Source organism: Formosa sp. A9, assembly GCF_051200825.1.
Classification (GTDB): Bacteria; Bacteroidota; Bacteroidia; order Flavobacteriales; family Flavobacteriaceae; genus Formosa.
In genome coordinates, this window is record NZ_CP195158.1 from 195,175 (window position 1) to 213,869 (window position 18,695).

15 protein-coding genes are annotated in these 18,695 nt (G+C 36.4%); 9 read left to right on the forward strand and 6 right to left on the reverse strand.

Annotation, left to right across the window (positions count from 1 at the left end; translation table 11 throughout):
• Positions 1-6: 6 nt before the first annotated feature.
• Positions 7-300: a hypothetical protein gene (locus ACR9EA_RS00755; protein WP_435136087.1), complete on the reverse strand. Its 294-nt coding sequence runs from the start codon at positions 298-300 to the stop codon at positions 7-9.
• Between the two features lie 47 nt (positions 301-347).
• Between ACR9EA_RS00755 and ACR9EA_RS00760 the strand changes: the two genes are divergently transcribed.
• From ACR9EA_RS00760 to ACR9EA_RS00775, 4 genes are all read left to right on the forward strand, one after another.
• Complete coding sequence (locus tag ACR9EA_RS00760; protein ID WP_435136089.1) at positions 348-1,169, forward strand: hypothetical protein; 822 nt, start codon at positions 348-350, stop codon at positions 1,167-1,169.
• 130 nt (positions 1,170-1,299) lie between these two features.
• Entirely contained in the window at positions 1,300-3,669 is a 2,370-nt protein-coding gene (locus ACR9EA_RS00765) for a TonB-dependent receptor domain-containing protein (RefSeq protein ID WP_435136092.1), read from the forward strand.
• Positions 3,670-3,743: 74 nt separating this feature from the next.
• The gene (locus ACR9EA_RS00770) at positions 3,744-4,448 is read left to right on the forward strand and encodes an SIMPL domain-containing protein (RefSeq protein WP_435136095.1); all 705 of its coding nucleotides are present in this window, start codon (positions 3,744-3,746) and stop codon (positions 4,446-4,448) included.
• Positions 4,449-4,476: 28 nt separating this feature from the next.
• Positions 4,477-4,959: a hypothetical protein gene (locus ACR9EA_RS00775; protein WP_435136098.1), complete on the forward strand. Its 483-nt coding sequence runs from the start codon at positions 4,477-4,479 to the stop codon at positions 4,957-4,959.
• 3 nt (positions 4,960-4,962) lie between these two features.
• Here ACR9EA_RS00775 and ACR9EA_RS00780 read toward each other — a convergent pair whose 3' ends face one another.
• Together ACR9EA_RS00780 and mfd are read right to left on the reverse strand one after the other, a co-directional pair.
• Positions 4,963-6,267, reverse strand: coding sequence for a TlpA family protein disulfide reductase (locus ACR9EA_RS00780; RefSeq protein ID WP_435136101.1), 1,305 nt, complete (start codon positions 6,265-6,267; stop codon positions 4,963-4,965).
• Between the two features lie 6 nt (positions 6,268-6,273).
• Positions 6,274-9,618 carry a transcription-repair coupling factor gene (gene mfd, locus ACR9EA_RS00785; protein WP_435136104.1) on the reverse strand — a complete coding sequence of 1,115 codons (3,345 nt, stop codon included), beginning with the start codon at positions 9,616-9,618 and terminating at the stop codon, positions 6,274-6,276.
• A gap of 175 nt (positions 9,619-9,793) precedes the next feature.
• On the opposite strand from mfd, the gene ACR9EA_RS00790 reads away from it, so the two are divergent.
• Complete coding sequence (locus tag ACR9EA_RS00790; protein WP_435136107.1) at positions 9,794-10,225, forward strand: TerB family tellurite resistance protein; 432 nt, start codon at positions 9,794-9,796, stop codon at positions 10,223-10,225.
• Positions 10,226-10,295: 70 nt separating this feature from the next.
• On the opposite strand, the gene fbp is transcribed toward ACR9EA_RS00790, so the two are convergent.
• Positions 10,296-11,303, reverse strand: a complete 1,008-nt coding sequence (gene fbp / locus ACR9EA_RS00795; RefSeq protein WP_435136110.1) for a class 1 fructose-bisphosphatase — start codon at positions 11,301-11,303, stop codon at positions 10,296-10,298.
• A 112-nt stretch (positions 11,304-11,415) separates the two neighbouring features.
• Between fbp and ACR9EA_RS00800 the strand changes: the two genes are divergently transcribed.
• Genes ACR9EA_RS00800 through ACR9EA_RS00810 form a run of 3 tightly spaced genes read left to right on the forward strand, consistent with a single transcriptional unit; the run spans position 11,416 to position 14,999 of the window.
• The gene (locus ACR9EA_RS00800; protein WP_435136113.1) at positions 11,416-11,895 is read left to right on the forward strand and encodes a GNAT family N-acetyltransferase; all 480 of its coding nucleotides are present in this window, start codon (positions 11,416-11,418) and stop codon (positions 11,893-11,895) included.
• A gap of 1 nt (position 11,896) precedes the next feature.
• Positions 11,897-13,147 carry an aspartate kinase gene (locus tag ACR9EA_RS00805; protein ID WP_435136116.1) on the forward strand — a complete coding sequence of 417 codons (1,251 nt, stop codon included), beginning with the start codon at positions 11,897-11,899 and terminating at the stop codon, positions 13,145-13,147.
• Positions 13,148-13,169: 22 nt separating this feature from the next.
• Positions 13,170-14,999, forward strand: coding sequence for a GNAT family N-acyltransferase (locus ACR9EA_RS00810; RefSeq protein WP_435136118.1), 1,830 nt, complete (start codon positions 13,170-13,172; stop codon positions 14,997-14,999).
• 426 nt (positions 15,000-15,425) lie between these two features.
• On the opposite strand, the gene ACR9EA_RS00815 is transcribed toward ACR9EA_RS00810, so the two are convergent.
• A complete protein-coding gene (locus tag ACR9EA_RS00815; RefSeq protein WP_435136121.1) occupies positions 15,426-16,559 on the reverse strand; it encodes an ATP-binding protein in 1,134 nt (377 codons plus the stop codon).
• Between the two features lies 1 nt (position 16,560).
• Positions 16,561-17,313 carry an SDR family NAD(P)-dependent oxidoreductase gene (locus ACR9EA_RS00820; protein ID WP_435136124.1) on the reverse strand — a complete coding sequence of 251 codons (753 nt, stop codon included), beginning with the start codon at positions 17,311-17,313 and terminating at the stop codon, positions 16,561-16,563.
• Between the two features lie 338 nt (positions 17,314-17,651).
• Between ACR9EA_RS00820 and ACR9EA_RS00825 the strand changes: the two genes are divergently transcribed.
• A complete protein-coding gene (locus ACR9EA_RS00825) occupies positions 17,652-18,653 on the forward strand; it encodes an AAA family ATPase (protein ID WP_435136127.1) in 1,002 nt (333 codons plus the stop codon).
• Positions 18,654-18,695: the final 42 nt, after the last annotated feature.

Here is an 18,695-nt window from a genome sequence, read left to right on the forward strand (position 1 = left end):
AATTTTTTACCCCTTAACTGGGTTAAGATCCAGGCCTTCTAATGCTTTTAACCAATTAGGACCATCTATATTGGTATTTACAGTTTCTAAAAGATAGCGCTCTCGCTTTACTTTATAGCTGTAACCCTTCAATAGCTTTTGTTCGGTATCCATAATGTATCCCAAATCCAAATGCTTGTCGGCATAAACTCGATAGGTGACGTGCTCATCGACTGAAAACGGATGATTGTAAATAAGGGTTCTTACTTCTTCGGCAATATTATCCATTGTAATTAAAATTAAGTCTTTACTTAGAGTCATATTTTACTTTTTAAAATCAACAATATAAAATTATAACCATTATTAAGATGAAACGTTTTTATAGATTTAATAGTTTAATTATCATTTTAAGTTTGATGTTTTCTGTAGTTGTACATGCCCAAGAAGATACAGCTCCGTCAACAGGACCAACAGCCGAAGATTTAGCAAAACAATTAGCTAATCCTGTAGCGAATTTGATAAGTGTTCCACTTCAAAACAATTTCGATTTTAATACAGGTCCAAATGAAGGATTTCGGTATAATTTAAATGTTCAGCCTGTTTTGCCATTTAGTTTAAACGATGATTGGAATCTGATAAGCAGAACCATAGTGCCTATTATTTCGCAGAAAGATGTTTTGTACGATGGCGATAGTGCAGGAGGTCTGGGCGATATTGTACAGAGTTTTTTCTTCTCGCCTAAAGAACCTACAAAAAGCGGTCTGGTTTGGGGTGTAGGCCCCGTATTGCTGTTAGATACCGCGTCTGAAAATACTTTAGGGGCGAACACTTGGGCAGCGGGACCTAATGCCGTATTTTTAAAATTAAGCGGGGCTTATACTTACGGGGCTTTGGTAAATCACATGTGGTCTTATGCTGGTAGCGGTAACGATATTAGTGCCTCTTTTGTGCAGCCTTTTGTAACTTATGCGAAACCTAATGGAGTATCGTATACTTTGGCTTCAGAAAACACACAAAGTTGGCTTAACGATATTTTTGGAGGTTTTGTTGGAGTGTATTTTGCTAAGGTTATGCATTTTGGATCTCAAACGGTTCAATTAGGTGGCGGGCCAAAAGTGTATTATGGGAATAATCCCTTAAATCCTGATTTTGGTTTTCGTGTAAATGTCATCTTTTTATTTCCGAAATAATATTTACAAAATATACTCTTGTTAAAATTGTGTAGTGTTTTTTGTTAAGCATGTTAAGTTTAGCATATTGGTCTGTTTTCAGTATTTAGTTTTATACTTTTATAATTTTAAATGAGAATATCGTAGGCTAATGTACAACAGATCACTATTTACTTTACTTGCATTTTTTATAAGCTTATATGCCCTTGCGCAACATCAAGAAGTTACAATATCTGGTGTGGTATTAGAGCAGGATACCAACATGCCTGTGCCTTATGCGACTGTAGTTTTGCTAGATTCGAATACCGATAAGCCTTTAACAGGCACGACAACTAACGAAGAAGGTAAGTTTACCATTCAGGTTAATGAAACATCAAAAGGAGGGTATTTGCAAATTAGTTTTATGGGATTCAAAACCTTAACGTTAAAAACTTTGGATACCAGTACAGATTCCGATTTAGGTACCTTGTTTTTAGAGCAAGACGCCCAAGCTTTAGACGAAGTGGTGGTACGTGCCGAGGTGTCTAGCACCCAATTTAAATTAGATCGAAAAGTATTTAACGTGGGGCAAGATATTGCGAGTACCGGGGCAAGTGCCCTAGAAGTGTTGAATAATGTGCCATCGGTTAATGTGAATATTGAAGGACAAGTAAGCTTAAGAGGAAACAGTGGCGTGCAAATTCTAATTGACGGAAAGCCTTCGGTCTTGGCAGACGAAAGTAGCAACGCCTTAGGAACCATAACCGCCGATATGATAGAGCGTATAGAAGTGATTACCAATCCGTCGGCTAAATATGATGCTGAAGGAACCGCCGGTATTTTAAACATCATCTTAAAAAAGGAAGAAAAAAAGGGACTGAACGGTTCCATTTCTTTAAATACAGGAATTCCAGACAACCATAGTTTGGGAGTGAGTTTAAACAGACGAACCGAAAAATTTAATCTGTTCACCCAATTTGGTGGCGGTTATCGGTCTTTACCCCGAGACAACACGACCGAAAACACCGATTTCGAAACCCAATCCAGTGTGTTTAGCGAAGGCACAGAATACAGAAACGAAACGTTTTTTAATATCACTCTTGGGACCGATTATCATATAAACGATTTAAATGTGTTGACCCTTTCGGGGAATTTTGCTTACGAAATAGAAGATCAACCGTCACGCACCGATTTTAGCTCCTATCAAAATTCTGTTTTAGAGTCTACATGGTATCGCGAAGAAACCACAGATGCTACAAACCCAAAGTGGCAATACGAACTCAACTACAAAAAAGAATTCAAAAATAACGAAGAGCACACGTTGTTGTTCAGTGCATTAGGTAGCTTTTTTGGAAAAGAACAAGAATCGGAATTCGACAATACAACCACTTTTGGTGATATTGTTAATGTCGATCAGCAAACCGAAACAGCTTTCCAGCAAGCCGACTACACCTTTAAATTAGACTATACCAACCCAATTTCTGATATTGTAACGCTAGAAGCAGGTCTGCAATATGTTATCAACGATGTAGGTAACGATTATGAAGTTCGCGAATTCGAATCTGGTGAATGGGTGATAAACCCAGATCTAACCAACGATTTTGAATACAACCAAAAGGTATTTGGTGTGTACGGAACCGGTGCTTACGAAAAGGATAAATGGGGATTAAAACTGGGCCTACGTATTGAAGACACCAACCTGCATACCGTGTTAACCAATACCAATGAAAACAACCATCAGGCCTATACCGATTTTTTCCCAACCCTACACAGTTCTTATAAATTCAACGACGATTTTTCGGTTCAAGCAGGATATTCTAAACGTATTTACAGACCGCGATTATGGGATTTAAATCCGTTCTTCAACTTTAGAAACAACTACAACATTAGTGTTGGTAATCCCGATTTGCAGCCAGAATATTCAAATTCTTATGAAGTAACAGGTATTTTTAAGTTTGGAAAAGCCACTTTAAACACCAGTGTTTTTTACCTGTACACTACCGATGTGGTTGAGCGGGTATCGACATTCCAAGACAATGTTACTATCACCACACCAATCAATGTTGGGACAAATGGTGCGGTAGGTTTTGAGCTTAACGGAAAATATTCGCCTTTAGATTGGTTGACTTTTAATGGTGATTTTAACTTCAATTATTTTGAACGCGAAGGCAGTTTTGAATCCCAATCGTTCGATTTTAATGGAAACCGATGGAATGGTCGTTTAACAACCAAAGTAGGTTTACCGGCCGATTTCGATTTGGAAATGACCGGTCAATACGAATCCGATTATAAAACGGTACAAGGTGAATCCGAAGGATTTGCGTTTATGGATTTGGGCGTGCGCAAAAAAATACTAAAAGGTAAAGTGGTAGTAAATCTAGCTGTTAACGATGTTTTCGAATCTAGAATTTATACGTCCATCATTAACAATACTACCAATTTTAATTACAACCGAAGTATGCGTGGTCGCTTCTTTACATTAGGTTTTAGTTATGGGTTTGGAAAAGGCGAAGCCATGACGTATTCTGGCCGCAGACGTTAAATACCTGTTAATAGTGTGTAGAATACTAAAGCAGACTTCTAAATTAGTGGTTAATCACTTAATTTATTTGAAGTATGAAACATGTTTTTTATTTAGTAGGCATAAGTATTTTTAGTTTACAATTACAAGCGCAATCCAAAAATTATATCGATCAGCCGTATATCGAGACCGAAGTAAGTGTAGATACGCTGGTTGTGCCAGATAAAATTCACTTAAAAATAATTTTAAACGAAGAGGATAGCAAAAACAAGAAATCGACTGAAGCTTTAGAACGCGATATGTATAAGGTTTTAAAATCGTTGGATATAGACACAAAAAAAGACTTAACCCTGTTAGATGCTAGCAGCGATTTTAAAAGTTACTTTTTAAGCGGACAAAAAGTTTTGAAGTCTAAAGTATATGCTGTAATTGTACACGATGCTGTAACTACTGGAAAAGTTATGGCAGGTTTGGAACGCGAAGGTATATCGAATGTGTCTATCACTAAAACCGAATACTCAAAATCCGAACAATTGTTTCAAGCTTTAAGAGCTAAGGCTATTGTGCAGGCTAAAACCAATGCCGAAAATATGGTTGCGCCATTACAGCAAACAGTGGGTAAAGCCATTCATATTTCAGATTACAATGCAATTTCTGGTAATTTGTATGGTAAAGTATCTGGTATTCAAATTAGAGGTGTTGCAAGTATGTCCGATAATTATGAAAGCGCACCCATAGAGGTCGATTTCGAAAAGCTGAATTTTTCCGTTCGCGTTGGTGTAAAGTTCTTGATGAATTAGAAGTTCAGATTTAGTAATATTATACAGTATGAAATCTATTTTTTTTCTTTTAGCGGGGCTTTTAACTCTGCTGTCTTGTAAACAACAGGCTACTAATGCTGCCGTAAATAATCAAGAATCTGAAGTGTTTTCTCAACAGAAGAAATCAGATTTAATGCTTCTGGGATGTTATACATACAATAATGCAGGAGATCGAGTGCGGATGGAAATTACAGAAGCAGGAACCTTAGTGAAAGGTACATTGGCTGTTCGCTACAACGAAAAAGACGCCAATACAGGATCTTTTATTGGGCAAGTTTATGGCGATACTTTAGTTATAGATTATACATTCCAGTCGGAAGGACTTAACAGTACAAGACAAATGGCGTATTTGGTTTTAGATAATAAGCTACTTGAAGGCTACGGCGAATTAAATGCCGAAGGGACTGCCTTTAAAGATTTAGGAGCGCTTAAATTTCTTTCGGAAAAGCCCCTAGTTAAGACCGATTGTAACGATAATATGTCTCAGTAATTACTACTGATGTTGTAAGTCTAAAAACGACATAAGTTCTTCAACATCATCTGGTTTGGCTACAATTTTTTTGCTTGCATCTAAAACAAAAAACGATGGAGTTCCCGTTACGCCATACATTGTGCTAATAGGGTTGTCCCAATGGCCTTCGCCGTAAATATGTGTGAAATCCGGATAATTTTTAATGGTTTGTTGCCAATGTGTGGGCTCGTCTTCCAAACCAATAGCAATTACTTTTGTTTTAGGCTTATGGCTTAGGTATTGTTTTAGTACAGGTAGTTCCTCTAAACAATGCGAGCAGGTGCTGCTCCAAAATGTTACGATATAAAATGTATTGCCAGACAATTGGTCTAAACTTTTAGTGCCTTCTGGTGTTGGCCAACTAAAATTAGGCGCTGTTACGCCAATAGCCGTATTTTTAAACGCTTGTATCTCATCTAAAAAATCCTTGTCGGTTTCAGGATCTAAAAGCTGAAGTAAGTAGGTTGAAGAGATATAGTTGGCAACAACATTGTTTTGTTGGTCTTTAAACTGAGACCACAGTATTTCTAAAATAGTTTTTTGTAAAGCTGTTTCATTTTGTAACTGCTCAACAACACGATCTATGTTGTTTTTATACGACGCGTTAGGTTGGTCTTTATCTACAAAAATAAAGACGTAGTTAAGTGCTGCATCTAATAAGGCATTGGAGTTTTTAAGGACAGGATCGCTAAAATCGATCGCGTCGAAATAATGTGTTTTATAGTTGTTGAAATACGTCGCGGCATCCTCGTAATTGTTTGGTGTGTATGGTTTTTCTGAAACTATAAAATGGTGAGCTAAAGTTCCTTTAGATTTACTTTCAAATTGATTTTGAGTGGTTTTTAATGCGGTGATGTAATTTAAATAGTCTGATGGATTAGGGTTCGCATTGCTGTAAAACGAGTTTATAGCTGTTTTGGTTTTCTGCATTTCGCCCCGATATTGGGTAAGCAAAAGATTTTCATCTGAATTTAAAAACTTAACCCCTTCATCTTGATTGAAGGTAAATTGAATGTCTTCGTTGTTGTAAATGAAATCGAAATTGTATTCGTTTTGAGGCAAAGCGTATACAATGCGATACATGCCTGATTTTGCATCTGGCGGCAATGTGAGCTCGAACACTCCATTTTCTATATTCGCATGATTGATATATACCGAATTTGTAATTTCAATTTTATATAAAATGGCAGCTTTAAAATCTTCTGCAGGAGAAAAACTTCCAGAAAGCTGATGTTGTGCTACGGCGAATAACGGGAGTAGGCAACAAATAAAAATTAATTTTTTCATCTCTATTTATGAGGTAATGGGTTGTAGGGCCATTACGGCTTGTTTAACGGTTTTAATGTGGTCGAAAGTCAATAATAAGCGCAATCCGGCACGGGTGTCTTTTTCTTTCATTTTACAGGCTTTAGGATTGGCTTGCACGTATTGTAATACTTTGGTAAAGCCTGGACTTTGGTAAAACGAACTTTGTTGGTCGCTTATAAAATAACCAACCATTTTACCGTGTTTCATTACTACTTTTTCGAGGCCAATTTTGGCAGCCATCCATTTTATTCGAACACTATTTAATAAATCTATTACTTGAGTTGGCATGTCTCCAAAACGATCTATAAGTTCTTTCTCGAAGTTGAGTAATTCGCTTTCGTTTTTAAGATTGTTTAATTGGGTGTATAGATTAAGACGCTCGGTAATGTTATTAATGTAATCGTCTGGAAACAGTAATTCAAAATCGGTGTCTATAGTAATATCCTTAACGTATTCTTTTGGCTTTTTATCGTCTTGATAAAGGTCTTTAAATTCGTTTTCTTTTAATTCTTCTATGGCTTCATTTAGAATTTTCTGATAGGTATCGAAACCAATATCGTTTATAAACCCGCTTTGTTCTCCCCCCAGAAGATCGCCTGCACCACGAATTTCCAAATCTTTCATAGCAATGTTAAATCCGCTACCAAGCTCTGTAAATTGTTCTAGCGCCGTAATACGTTTTCGGGCATCGGCAGTCATGGCAGAATATTCTGGCGTGATAAAATAACAGAAGGCCTTTTTATTGCTTCTACCTACACGACCGCGCATTTGATGCAAATCACTCAAGCCAAAATTATTAGCGTTGTTTATAAAAATAGTATTGGCATTCGGTACATCTAGTCCACTTTCTACTATGGTGGTACTTACCAGAACATCAAATTCACCATTCATAAAAGCGAGCATAAGTTGTTCTAGTTTTTTGCCATCCATTTGGCCGTGGCCAACACCCACTTTGGCATCGGGAACCAAACGCTGTATTAAACCGGCAACTTCCTTAATATTTTCGATACGGTTATGAATAAAATATATTTGTCCACCACGCTGAATTTCGTAACTCACTGCGTCGCGAATGGTTTCTTCATCAAAGCGTACCACATGACTTTCGATAGGGTAGCGGTTAGGTGGCGGTGTGGTAATAACAGATAAATCGCGTGCTGCCATTAAACTAAATTGTAACGTTCTTGGTATAGGCGTGGCGGTAAGTGTTAGCACGTCTACATTGTCTTTAAGGGTTTTTAGTTTTTCTTTTACAGCTACACCAAACTTTTGTTCTTCGTCTACAATTAAAAGGCCTAAATCTTTAAAAACAACACTTTTGTTAACCAATTGGTGGGTGCCAATAATAATGTCTACCTGTCCGTTTTCGAGTTGCTCTAAAGTTTCTCGTTTTTCTTTGGCTGTTCTAAATCGGTTTACATAATCTACAGTTACCGGAAAATCTTTTAAGCGTTCGCTAAATGTTTTAAAATGCTGATAAGCCAATATGGTGGTAGGCACTAAAACGGCCACCTGTTTACCATTATCTACGGCTTTAAATGCGGCACGAATAGCGACTTCGGTTTTACCAAAGCCAACGTCTCCACAAACTAAGCGGTCCATTGGGCGTTCGCTTTCCATATCGTTTTTAATATCGGCTGTCGCTGTGCTTTGGTCGGGAGTATCTTCGTAAATAAAAGACGATTCTAGTTCCAGTTGCAAATGGCTGTCGGGATAGTATTGGTAACCTTTTTCCAGTTTACGTTTGGCGTAGAGTTTAATTAAATTGAAAGCAATTTCCTTAACTCGGGTTTTGGTTTTTTGCTTTAAGGTTTTCCAGGCATTGCTTCCTAGTTTATGAATTTTAGGAGGTTTACCATCCTTACCGTTAAATTTCGTGATTTTATGTAAGGCGTGAATACTTAAATATAAGATATCGCGTTCGCCGTAAATAAGCTTTATGGCTTCTTGTTTTTTACCTTCAACATCTATTTTTTGAAGTCCACCAAAACGGCCAACGCCATGGTCGATGTGTGTTACGTAATCGCCAATTTCTAGGGTGGTAAGCTCTTTTAAGGTAATGGCCTGCTTTTTGGCATAACCGTTTTTAAGACTAAATTTATGATAGCGCTCAAAGATTTGATGGTCGGTATAACACAGCACTTTATTATCGTGGTCTATAAAACCTTGATGTAACGAAAGTACGAGTGTTTTGTAAGCTACACCTTGTTCTGTATCTTCAAAAATATCGTGAAAGCGTTTGGCTTGCTGTTCGCTGGCACACGTTATATAATTGGTAAAACCTTTGTTATGATTGCTGTTTAAATCGTCTATCAACAAATTAAATTGTTTGTTAAAAGCGGGTTGGGGTGTAGTGTTAAACACAATAGCGGTATCGTTGGCATTGTTAAAGTAGTACCCGCTACCAAACTCAACAACCGTAAGTTTTAAGAGTTGTTTTTTTAAGCTTTCGGCATTGCAAAACAATTCGTTTGGGGTGTTGTGTTTGATGTCTTTAGAGAGCTTCTCGAAGGCTTCTTCGGCTTTAGCAAAAAGAGCGTCAGTACCTGAAAATAAAAGTTGTGAGTTTTTTGAAAACACTATGGTTTTAGACGAAATATATTGCAGGAAACTTTCTCGGACTTCGTCTAAAAATTTGTTTTCGACATTGGGGATTATATTGATTTTTTTGATTTGTTCTGTCGAGAGCTGTGTTTCTACGTCAAAGGTTCTAATGCTGTCTACCTCGTCGCCAAAAAATTCGATACGGTAAGGTTCGTCGTGCGAAAACGAAAACACGTCTACAATACCGCCACGGACAGAAAATTCGCCCGGTTCGGTAACAAAATCTACACGTTTAAATTTATATTCAAAAAGAACTTCGTTTACAAAATCAATTGATAAGCTATCGCTAACTGCAATTTTAAGGGTGTTGCGTTCCAGTTCTTTTTTGGTGACTACTTTTTCGAATAAGGCATCGGTATAGGTGACAATTATGGCCGGCTTTTTACGCGAATTAATACGGTTTAAAACTTCGGCTCTTAGCAATACATTGGCATTGTCGGTCTCTTCGATTTGGTAAGGTCTTCTGTAACTTCCCGGATAAAAAAGAACGTCTCTATCGTTTATAAGTTGCTCGAGATCGTTAAGGTAATAAGCGGCTTCTTCTTTATCGTTAAAAATAAGAAGGAACGGTTTTTCTGCTTGTTTAAAAATATTGGCAATAACAAACGAGAATGACGATCCAACTAGGCCTTTTAAAAGTGTTTTACTTTCGTTTTCGGCAATGGCAAGTTGCAAATTTTGCGTTTGCAAAGTTTGTGCAAAAGTTTGCAAGAGGTTGTTTTTACTCAAAGCAATATAATTTGTGCAAATATAAGGTTAATGTTTTTTATGTACTTTGTTTTAAAGCCTTCTAATTTAAGCGTTATGCGATAAAAGCTTGTACGAACGATTACAAAAAAAGCAAAGTTTCGTTATAAAACGATAGAAGTTTAATTATCTTTGCACGATTAAAAAACCAAAATATATGTCATTTTCAGATTTATTTGATAGTGGATTTAAAAAACGTAACGAAGATCATTTTGCCGCCATTGTACGTGTAGCTATGGACGATGGTATTATCTCTGATGATGAAAAAGCGTTTTTAGACCGATTAGCTAGAAACTTGCACATAAACGAGCACGATTACGAGCTAATTTTAAAGGATTATAAATCGCATCCTATTAACCCACCAACCTTGTACATTAACCGTTTAGAGCGTTTATACGACTTGGCGCGTATGGTGTATGTAGACCATATTAAAGGTGATAACGAAGAAATCTTATTGCGTAAAATAGGAATAGGATTAGGTTTTTCGCCAGAAAACGTAAAGTACGTAGTCGATAAAGCTTTAACTTTAGTATCTAACGGTGTAGATTTAGATACATTTATAGAAGAAATAAAAATGATGAACCGCTAGGTTTGTCCTCTATTATTAGATATTAAAAAAGCGACCCAAAAGGTCGCTTTTTTTTACACTTAAAAATTATTTATTTGGCATTGCGCATAAATTCTTCGGCTTTTTCAACCATGTGTTTACTGCCACAAATAAACGGTACACGTTCGTGTAGCTCGGTAGGTTGAATGTCTAAAATACGCTGAAAACCATCGCTAGCCTTACCGTTGGCTTGTTCTGCTAAAAAAGCCATTGGGTTGCATTCGTATAATAATCGTAGTTTTCCTTTTTCGTTTTTAGAACTTTTTGGGTATAAATAAATACCACCTTTAATCATGTTTCTGTGAAAGTCTGATACTAACGAGCCAATATATCGCGAAGTATATGGGCGGTCGCCTTCTTCCATCTGGCAATATTTTATGTAATCTTTAATGCCTTGTGGAAAATGAATGTAATTACCTTCGTTACAAGAATAAATTCGGCCATCTAACGGAAAGCTCATGTCTGGATGCGACAGGTAAAAGGTGCCTATCGCTGGGTTTAGGGTAAATCCGTTAACACCCGCTCCTGTGGTATACACCAACATGGTAGAGGTACCATAAACAACATAGCCAGCGGCTACTTGCTGATTCCCTTTTTGTAAAAAATCATCAATGGTTACAGGGCTTCCTACGGGGGTAACACGGCGGTATACCGAAAAAATAGTCCCTACAGATACATTAACATCAATATTAGAAGAGCCATCTAATGGATCTATTAAAACAACATATTTGTTGCCGTTATTGGAGTCTTGACTGTTAATGCTAATAAAATCGTCTTCTTCTTCGCTGGCAATACCACAAACAATATTTCTATTGGTTAAGGTCTGTATAAATTTGTCGTTGGCGTAAACGTCTAATTTTTGTTGGTCTTCGCCTTGAATGTTCACTTCTCCAGCAGCACCAATAATATCTACTAATCCTGCTTTGTTTACTTCGTGGTTTACTACTTTAGCTGCTAATCGTATAGAGTTTATTAATCTGGATAATTCTCCCGAAGAGTATCTAAAGGCAGCTTGGTTTTCGATGATAAACTCACCGAGGGTTTTGTTTTTTTGACTCATTAATTGTGATGTTGGTTGGTACAAATATCGTGTTTTTTACGAAACTACAACGTTTGAAATGCAATTAAAATCCACTCAATTTTCTATATCTTTGCAGGCACAAAACAAGATTATGGATTTTAAAATTAGAGCGGCAAAAAAAGAAGATATCTCAGGAATTCTTCAATTGATTAACGAATTGGCAATTTTTGAAAACGAACCCGATGCGGTAGAAGTAACTGCTAGCGATTTAGAACGCGATGGTTTTGGAGATGCGCCGCTTTTTATCTGTTTTGTTGCCGAGGTAGCTGCTGGTATAAAAGGCATTGCTTTGGTGTACAATAGATATTCTACTTGGAAAGGCCCAATCATTCATTTAGAAGATTTAATTGTAAATGAAGCGTATCGCGGCACAGGTATTGGCTCGGCTTTGTTAGACGAAGTTGTTAAATACGGCCATAGTCGTGGCGCTAAGCGCATTAATTGGGAAGTTTTAGATTGGAACGAAAGTGCTATTTCGTTTTACGAAAGCAAAGGAGCACGCGTGTTGCGAGATTGGGATGTTGTGCATCTGGACGAGCAAGCCATTCGGGCCTACGTAGATAAACTATAATATGAAGGTTTTTAAATTTGGTGGTGCTTCTGTTAAAGATGCTCAAGCTGTAAAAAACCTTGGCACTATTGTAAAGCATTATGGAAGTAACGATACTTTAATTGTAGTATCGGCTATGGGTAAAACTACGAATGCTTTAGAGGCGGTAGTAAACCAGTATGCAAACGGTGGTCAAGGGCTACAAGCGGCCTTACAAGTTGTAAAACAGTATCATAAACAAATTATTTTGGAGTTGTTTTTAAGCGAGGCGCATCCTGCAATGCTTCAATTTGAAACTACTTATAAAGCACTGCTTCAATTTTTAGAAACAAATACCAACACCAATTACGATTTTAGTTACGACCAAATTATTCATTATGGCGAATTGTTTTCGACCCAAATTATTGGTCATTTTCTCAATCAAATAGATCTCGAAGTAAGTTGGTTAGATGCCCGAAATTATATTAAAACCAATGCAAATTATCGTCGCGCTTTAGTAGATATGCAGGTTACAGAGCGCCTTATTTTGCCCTTAGCGGAAACTGGCAAGCTTATGGTAACACAAGGCTTTATAGCCAGTAATGCTGAAGGGTTTACTACAACTTTAGGGCGCGAAGGCAGCGATTATACTGCAGCCATTTTTGGCGCATGCTTGCAGGCCGAAAGTGTTACTATTTGGAAAGATGTGCCCGGGGTATTAAATGCCGATCCGCGATATTTTGAAGCGCCAGAGTTATTAGAGCGCATGTCGTATAACGAGGCCATAGAGCTGGCATTTTATGGCGCTTCGGTAATGCACCCAAAAACCTTACAACCCTTGCAGCAAAAGGCTATTCCGTTGCATGTAAAGTCGTTTTTAAATCCAGATGGTGTGGGTACTGTAGTCCATACACAAGCTGGTATTCATCCGCAAGTGCCTTGTTATATTGTAAAGAAAAACCAGATGTTAATACAGTTGTCATCTTTAGATTTTTCATACATTGTAGAGGAAAATATTAGCGACATTTTTAGACTATTGCATCATTTTAAAATGAAAGTTGATGTCATTCAGAATTCAGCCATCACATTTTCGGTTTGTGTAGACGATCTTTACAATACATTACAAGACGTGGTAGCACATTTGCAACAGAAGTTTAAAGTGCAATACACCACCAATGTGGCGCTTTATACAGTGAGGCATTACAATACCCAAGCCATTGCTTTAATAGAAAGCAACAAAACCATTTTATTAAAACAACGGTCGCAAGACACATTACAAATAGTAACTCAATAAACAATTTACTACATTTGCTATCATGGCAAAACACGACAAAAAAGTATTAGTAACAGCAAGTGAAGTGGCCCAAGCTATTAATTTAGAGAAATATGGATTTCTGGGTACTTTTATGGGGTGGAGCTTAATGAAGCTTTTAAGGATATCTAAATTAAATACCTTTTATCAAGAGAACAATCATTTAGAGGGTATTGCTTTTCTAGATCGTATTTTAGATGAATTCGATATTAAATTCGAAATTCCAGAGGAAGACTTAAAACGTTTGCCAAAAGATGGCGCTTACATTACGGTGTCTAATCATCCTTTAGGTGGTATTGATGGTATTTTATTGCTAAAATTAATGTTAGAGCAGCGCGCCGATTTTAAAATTATAGCTAATTTTTTATTGCATCGCGTAGCACCATTAAAACCTTACATTATGCCTGTAAATCCTTTCGAGGATCGCAAGGATGTAAAATCTAGCGTCGCAGGGTTTAAAAATGCATTGTTGCATTTAAAAGAAGGGCATCCGTTAGGTGTATTTCCTGCGGGCGAGGTTTCGACATATCGTGAAGGAAAATTAGTGGTAGACAAACCTTGGGAAGCAGCAGCGTTAAAATTGGTAAAACGTGCCGAAGTACCTGTGGTACCTATTTATTTTCACGCCAAAAACAGTAAATTGTTTTACAGATTGTCTCAGCTTAACGACACTTTGCGAACAGCTAAATTACCGTCGGAAATGCTTACGCAAAAGCGTCGTGTTATAAAAGTGCGTATAGGAAAACCCATACCGGTAGCCGATCAGAAAGAGTATGCGACTTTGCATGAATACTCGGAGTTTTTAAGGCGAAAAACCTATATGTTGGCCAATGTTTTTGAAGACAAATCTAAAATATTAAATAGCTTATCGTCTACTTTAAAAACCACTAAATTACCGAAACGTATTGTTACACCTGTCGATACCATTTTGATGAACGAAGAGGTTGAACAGTTACGTGCTGCCGATTGCAGGTTATTGCAAAGTAAAAATTACGAAGTCTTTTTGGCTACAACAGATCAAATACCAAATGTACTGCGCGAGATAGGACGTTTACGGGAAATTACTTTTAGAGCTGTAGGCGAAGGGACTAATGAATCGATCGATTTAGATAAATTTGACACCTATTATCATCACATGTTTTTATGGGACGACGATCAAAAAGTAATCGCTGGAGCATACCGTATGGGGTTAGGCGCGCAGATTTATAAAAAATACGGAATAGACGGATTTTATCTTCAAGATTTATTTCGTTTCGAGCCAGAATTGCATAAAATGATGAGCGAATCTATAGAAATGGGACGCGCGTTTATTGTAAAGGAATTTCAGCTCAAGCCTATGCCATTATTTTTATTGTGGCGTGGCATCGTACATACCACACTGCGTTATCCAGAACATAAATATTTAATTGGTGGCGTAAGTATTAGCAATCAGTTTTCTAATTTTTCGAAATCCTTAATGATTGAGTTTATGAAATCACATTATTACGATCCTTACGTGGCGCAATATGTACACCCAAAAAAGGAATTTAAAGTGAAGCTGAAGGATGCCGATAAAGATTTTGTTTTTGATGCTACCGAAGCCGATTTAAATAAGTTCGATAAGATTATTGATGAGGTAGAACCTGGGAATTTAAGATTGCCTGTATTGCTTAAAAAATACATTAAACAAAATGCCAGATTAGTGGCTTTTAACGTAGACCCTTTGTTTAATAATGCGGTTGATGGTTTAATGTATATAAAAATAGCCGATTTGCCAGAAAGTACTGTGCGCCCTGTTATGGAAGAATTTCAAGAAGAACTGGAGCGTAAGTTTTCTGGGAATGGTGAGACTTAATAAGATGTATTGGTTTCTATATTTTTAGATGATAATCAATCTAAAAAGAAATAAAAAAAGCTGTCCAAAAAGTTTTAAAGCGTCATTCTGTGCTTGCCACAGAATCTCATCATAATAAAAATCAATAATTATGAGAATCTGAAATCGAAGATTCAACGACGTTAAATAAATTCAGATTGACGAAAAATTAATTTTTTAGACCTCTTTTTTGGGTTTAATGAAGCTATTTTATGAATGTGCCTTTTTAGTTTAGAGCAAAAAAAAACCTTATTTCAATGCCAAGCTTTTGTTGGGAGAAATAAGGTTAGTATTTAGTTATTGACTAATAGCAATACAAATATATAATATAATAGAGTAGTTATAGAGAGAGTTATATAGTTGGTATAAAAAATTATATAGTTGGTAGGCTATTTTGTATAGTTAAAATTAGCTATACTTCACCTTGCGTAAAATCCTTAAAGATTCCTTGTATAATTGGTAGATGTCCTCGCTGTAATTTTTTAAGTAGGGTTTAATATCGTGCAGTTTGTTTAGTGCTTGCGGGAAATCGTTTAAGTAGCAAATAAGATAGGTGGCAGGCAGGTTTTTTAGATCGGCATGTTCATTTTTACTTAATGTTAATCCTTTTTTTAATTTGTTGAAAATGGCATTGTTGCTATTGTAAATATGATGCAGTACTTTTTTATCGAATAAAGGTGGTTTAAACAGTAATTTCGTGTGTATTTGGTAACTGGCATTTTCGTTAAAACTGATGTTTGTTTCTTCAAGTGGGTAGTAGCTGTATGAGTTCTGAAGTCCTAAATGAACATATTCTATGATATTAAAAGCATCGTCTGTTATAGTTATGGCGACTTCATCTAATTCCGAAAAAAATAAACGCACCTGTTCGTTTATTAATTCTATATCTACCCTAGAGAAATAGGTTTTGTCTTTAACCACTTTTTTTTGTCCTGCCCAGCAAATAACAAAATACTCTTTAAACACGCGGTATTCAGGATGATAATCTTTTCGTTTTTTTAAAAAGTCGAAAACACCATTTAAAGTATATTCTATATTGTTTTGCGCATGGTTTTCTATGGCTTCAACAATTTTAGAATTTACATCTTTTAATGTAATGTCGAATACCTTGGGCATGCTTATACTGCCATCTCTAAAAAATACAGAACCGCCGTAATATTTCCAGATATTTTTTTTTAACGAGGTAATTTTATTGTTGGCCCTAATGGTTACTAAACCAACAACTTTATCGTCTGGTAAATGTGGGAACGGAATGTTTTCGTATTGTACAATTGGCGGATGGGTAAGATAGGCGTTAATGAGGTTTTGAATTTTGCTATCATCAAAAAAATCGACACCTATAATTGTGTTGTCTTCATCTTCAACCCCAATCACAATAAACGAATTGTTGTTGGGGTTGCTGTTAGATAGTGCACAAATGTGTTTTAAGAATTTGGCTTTACCTTCTTTTTCACTAATATCAATTTTGCGCTTTTTATCATAAAAACTATTTTCGTCGTTGTGGGCCAATAGGTTTTTAATAAGAAGCCTTTTGTTAATCATATCAGTTTTTCTTTACAGTGGTAGAATTAGCTTGGGCTGTAGGGAATACCAAAAGGTCGGCAATGTTTACATGGTCTGGGCGACTTACCATAAAATAGATAATTTCTGCAATATCTTGCGCTTGTAAGGCATGAAAGCCGTTGTACACAGTGTCGGCAATAGGATCGCCTTTAAAACGTACTTTAGAAAATTCGGTTTCTACCAGTCCTGGATTTATAGCGCCTACTTTTATGCCATAGGGATTTAAATCTATGCGCATGCCTTCGGTTATAGCTAATACAGCATGTTTACTGCCGCAATATACGTTTCCGTTGGGATATACCTCTTTTCCTGCCGAAGAACCAATATTAATAATGTGCCCCGATTGCCTTGCTGTCATGCCAGGAATTATGGCTTTACTAACATATAATAAGCCTTTCACGTTAATATCCATCATGGCGTCCCAATCGTCTAAATTTCCAGTTTGTATTGGGTCTAGTCCGTGAGCATTACCTGCATTATTGATTAAAATGTCGATTTCGGAAAATGCTTCAGGTAGGGAATCTATGGCTTTTAAAGTTTGTGTTTTGTCTCTAACATCAAAATTTAAAATGTGCACATCGACCTCTTTCTCTAAAGCTTTTTTTATGGTTTGAAGACGCTCCAAACGTCTGCCGCAAAGAATCAAGTCTATATTATGTTTGGCAAATTCATGTGCTGTAGCTCTTCCTATACCACTTGTTGCGCCCGTTATAAGAGCAATTTTATTTTTCATGTATTAAGAAATCTAATGATTTAGTTATAAAAATAATTATTACCAGTTAATAATGTAAACGATATGAGTTAATTATTATTGAAAACAACATAAAAACTAAAAATAGTTAACGAAACATCCTTGTGCAATTTATGAGTTGTGCCAAGTGTAGGTTTTGATAAGAAATAATTGTTTGGTTATAAAAACTGTTAATTTCTGTGTAATATTTTTAATAAAATTGGCATATTGTGCTGCTTTTTAATTTTTAACCAATTGTTAACAGCGACACAAGAAAAAAATTAACAATTTGCAGGCTGTTAAATTGCTTAGTATATTCGAGGTTTTAAAAAAATACGATAATGGATAATACCACTACAATAGATATTAAATCGATTAATGAAAAGATAGAAAGAGAAAGTGCTTTTGTAGACTTACTTACTTTAGAAATGAATAAAGTAATTGTTGGTCAAAAACACATGGTAGAACGCTTATTAATTGGGTTGTTGGGTCAAGGACATATTCTTTTAGAAGGGGTGCCTGGATTAGCAAAAACGCTTGCCATTAATACCCTGTCTAAAGCTATAAACGGAAGCTTTAGTCGTATACAATTTACACCAGATTTATTACCTGCCGATGTTGTGGGAACCTTGATTTACAATATAAAAGACAACGATTTTTCAATTAAAAAAGGACCGATTTTTGCCAATTTTGTTTTGGCAGACGAGATAAACAGGGCGCCTGCAAAAGTACAATCGGCGTTGTTAGAAGCCATGCAGGAAAAGCAAGTTACCATTGGCGACGAAACATTTATTTTAGATAAACCGTTTCTTGTTATGGCAACCCAAAACCCGGTCGAGCAAGAGGGTACCTATCCGTTACCAGAAGCTCAGGTAGACCGTTTTATGCTAAAAACGGTTATAGAATACCCTAAATTAGATGAAGAACAACTTATTGTTCGTGCTAATTTAAGCGGTTCGTTCGAGAAGGTAAATCCAGTAGTATCTACAGAGCAAATATTAAGCGCGCAAAAAGCGGTTCGCGAAGTCTATATGGACGAAAAAATCGAGAAGTATATTCTAGATATTATTTTTGCAACCCGTTTTCCAGAGAAATACAGATTAGCAGATTTAAAACCTTTAATTTCTTTCGGAGCATCGCCTCGTGGTAGTATTAATTTAGCAACGGCAGCCAAGTGTTATGCGTTTATTAAACGTAGAGGTTACGTTATTCCAGAAGATGTTCGCGCTGTAGTTTACGATGTATTACGCCATAGAATAGGAATTACTTACGAAGCCGAAGCAGAAAATATCACTTCGGTAGATATAATTAACAAAATTGTTAATGAAATAGAAGTGCCTTAATTGTTTTTAATTTAGGAATGAAGCAGGACGTTTTTTTGATTA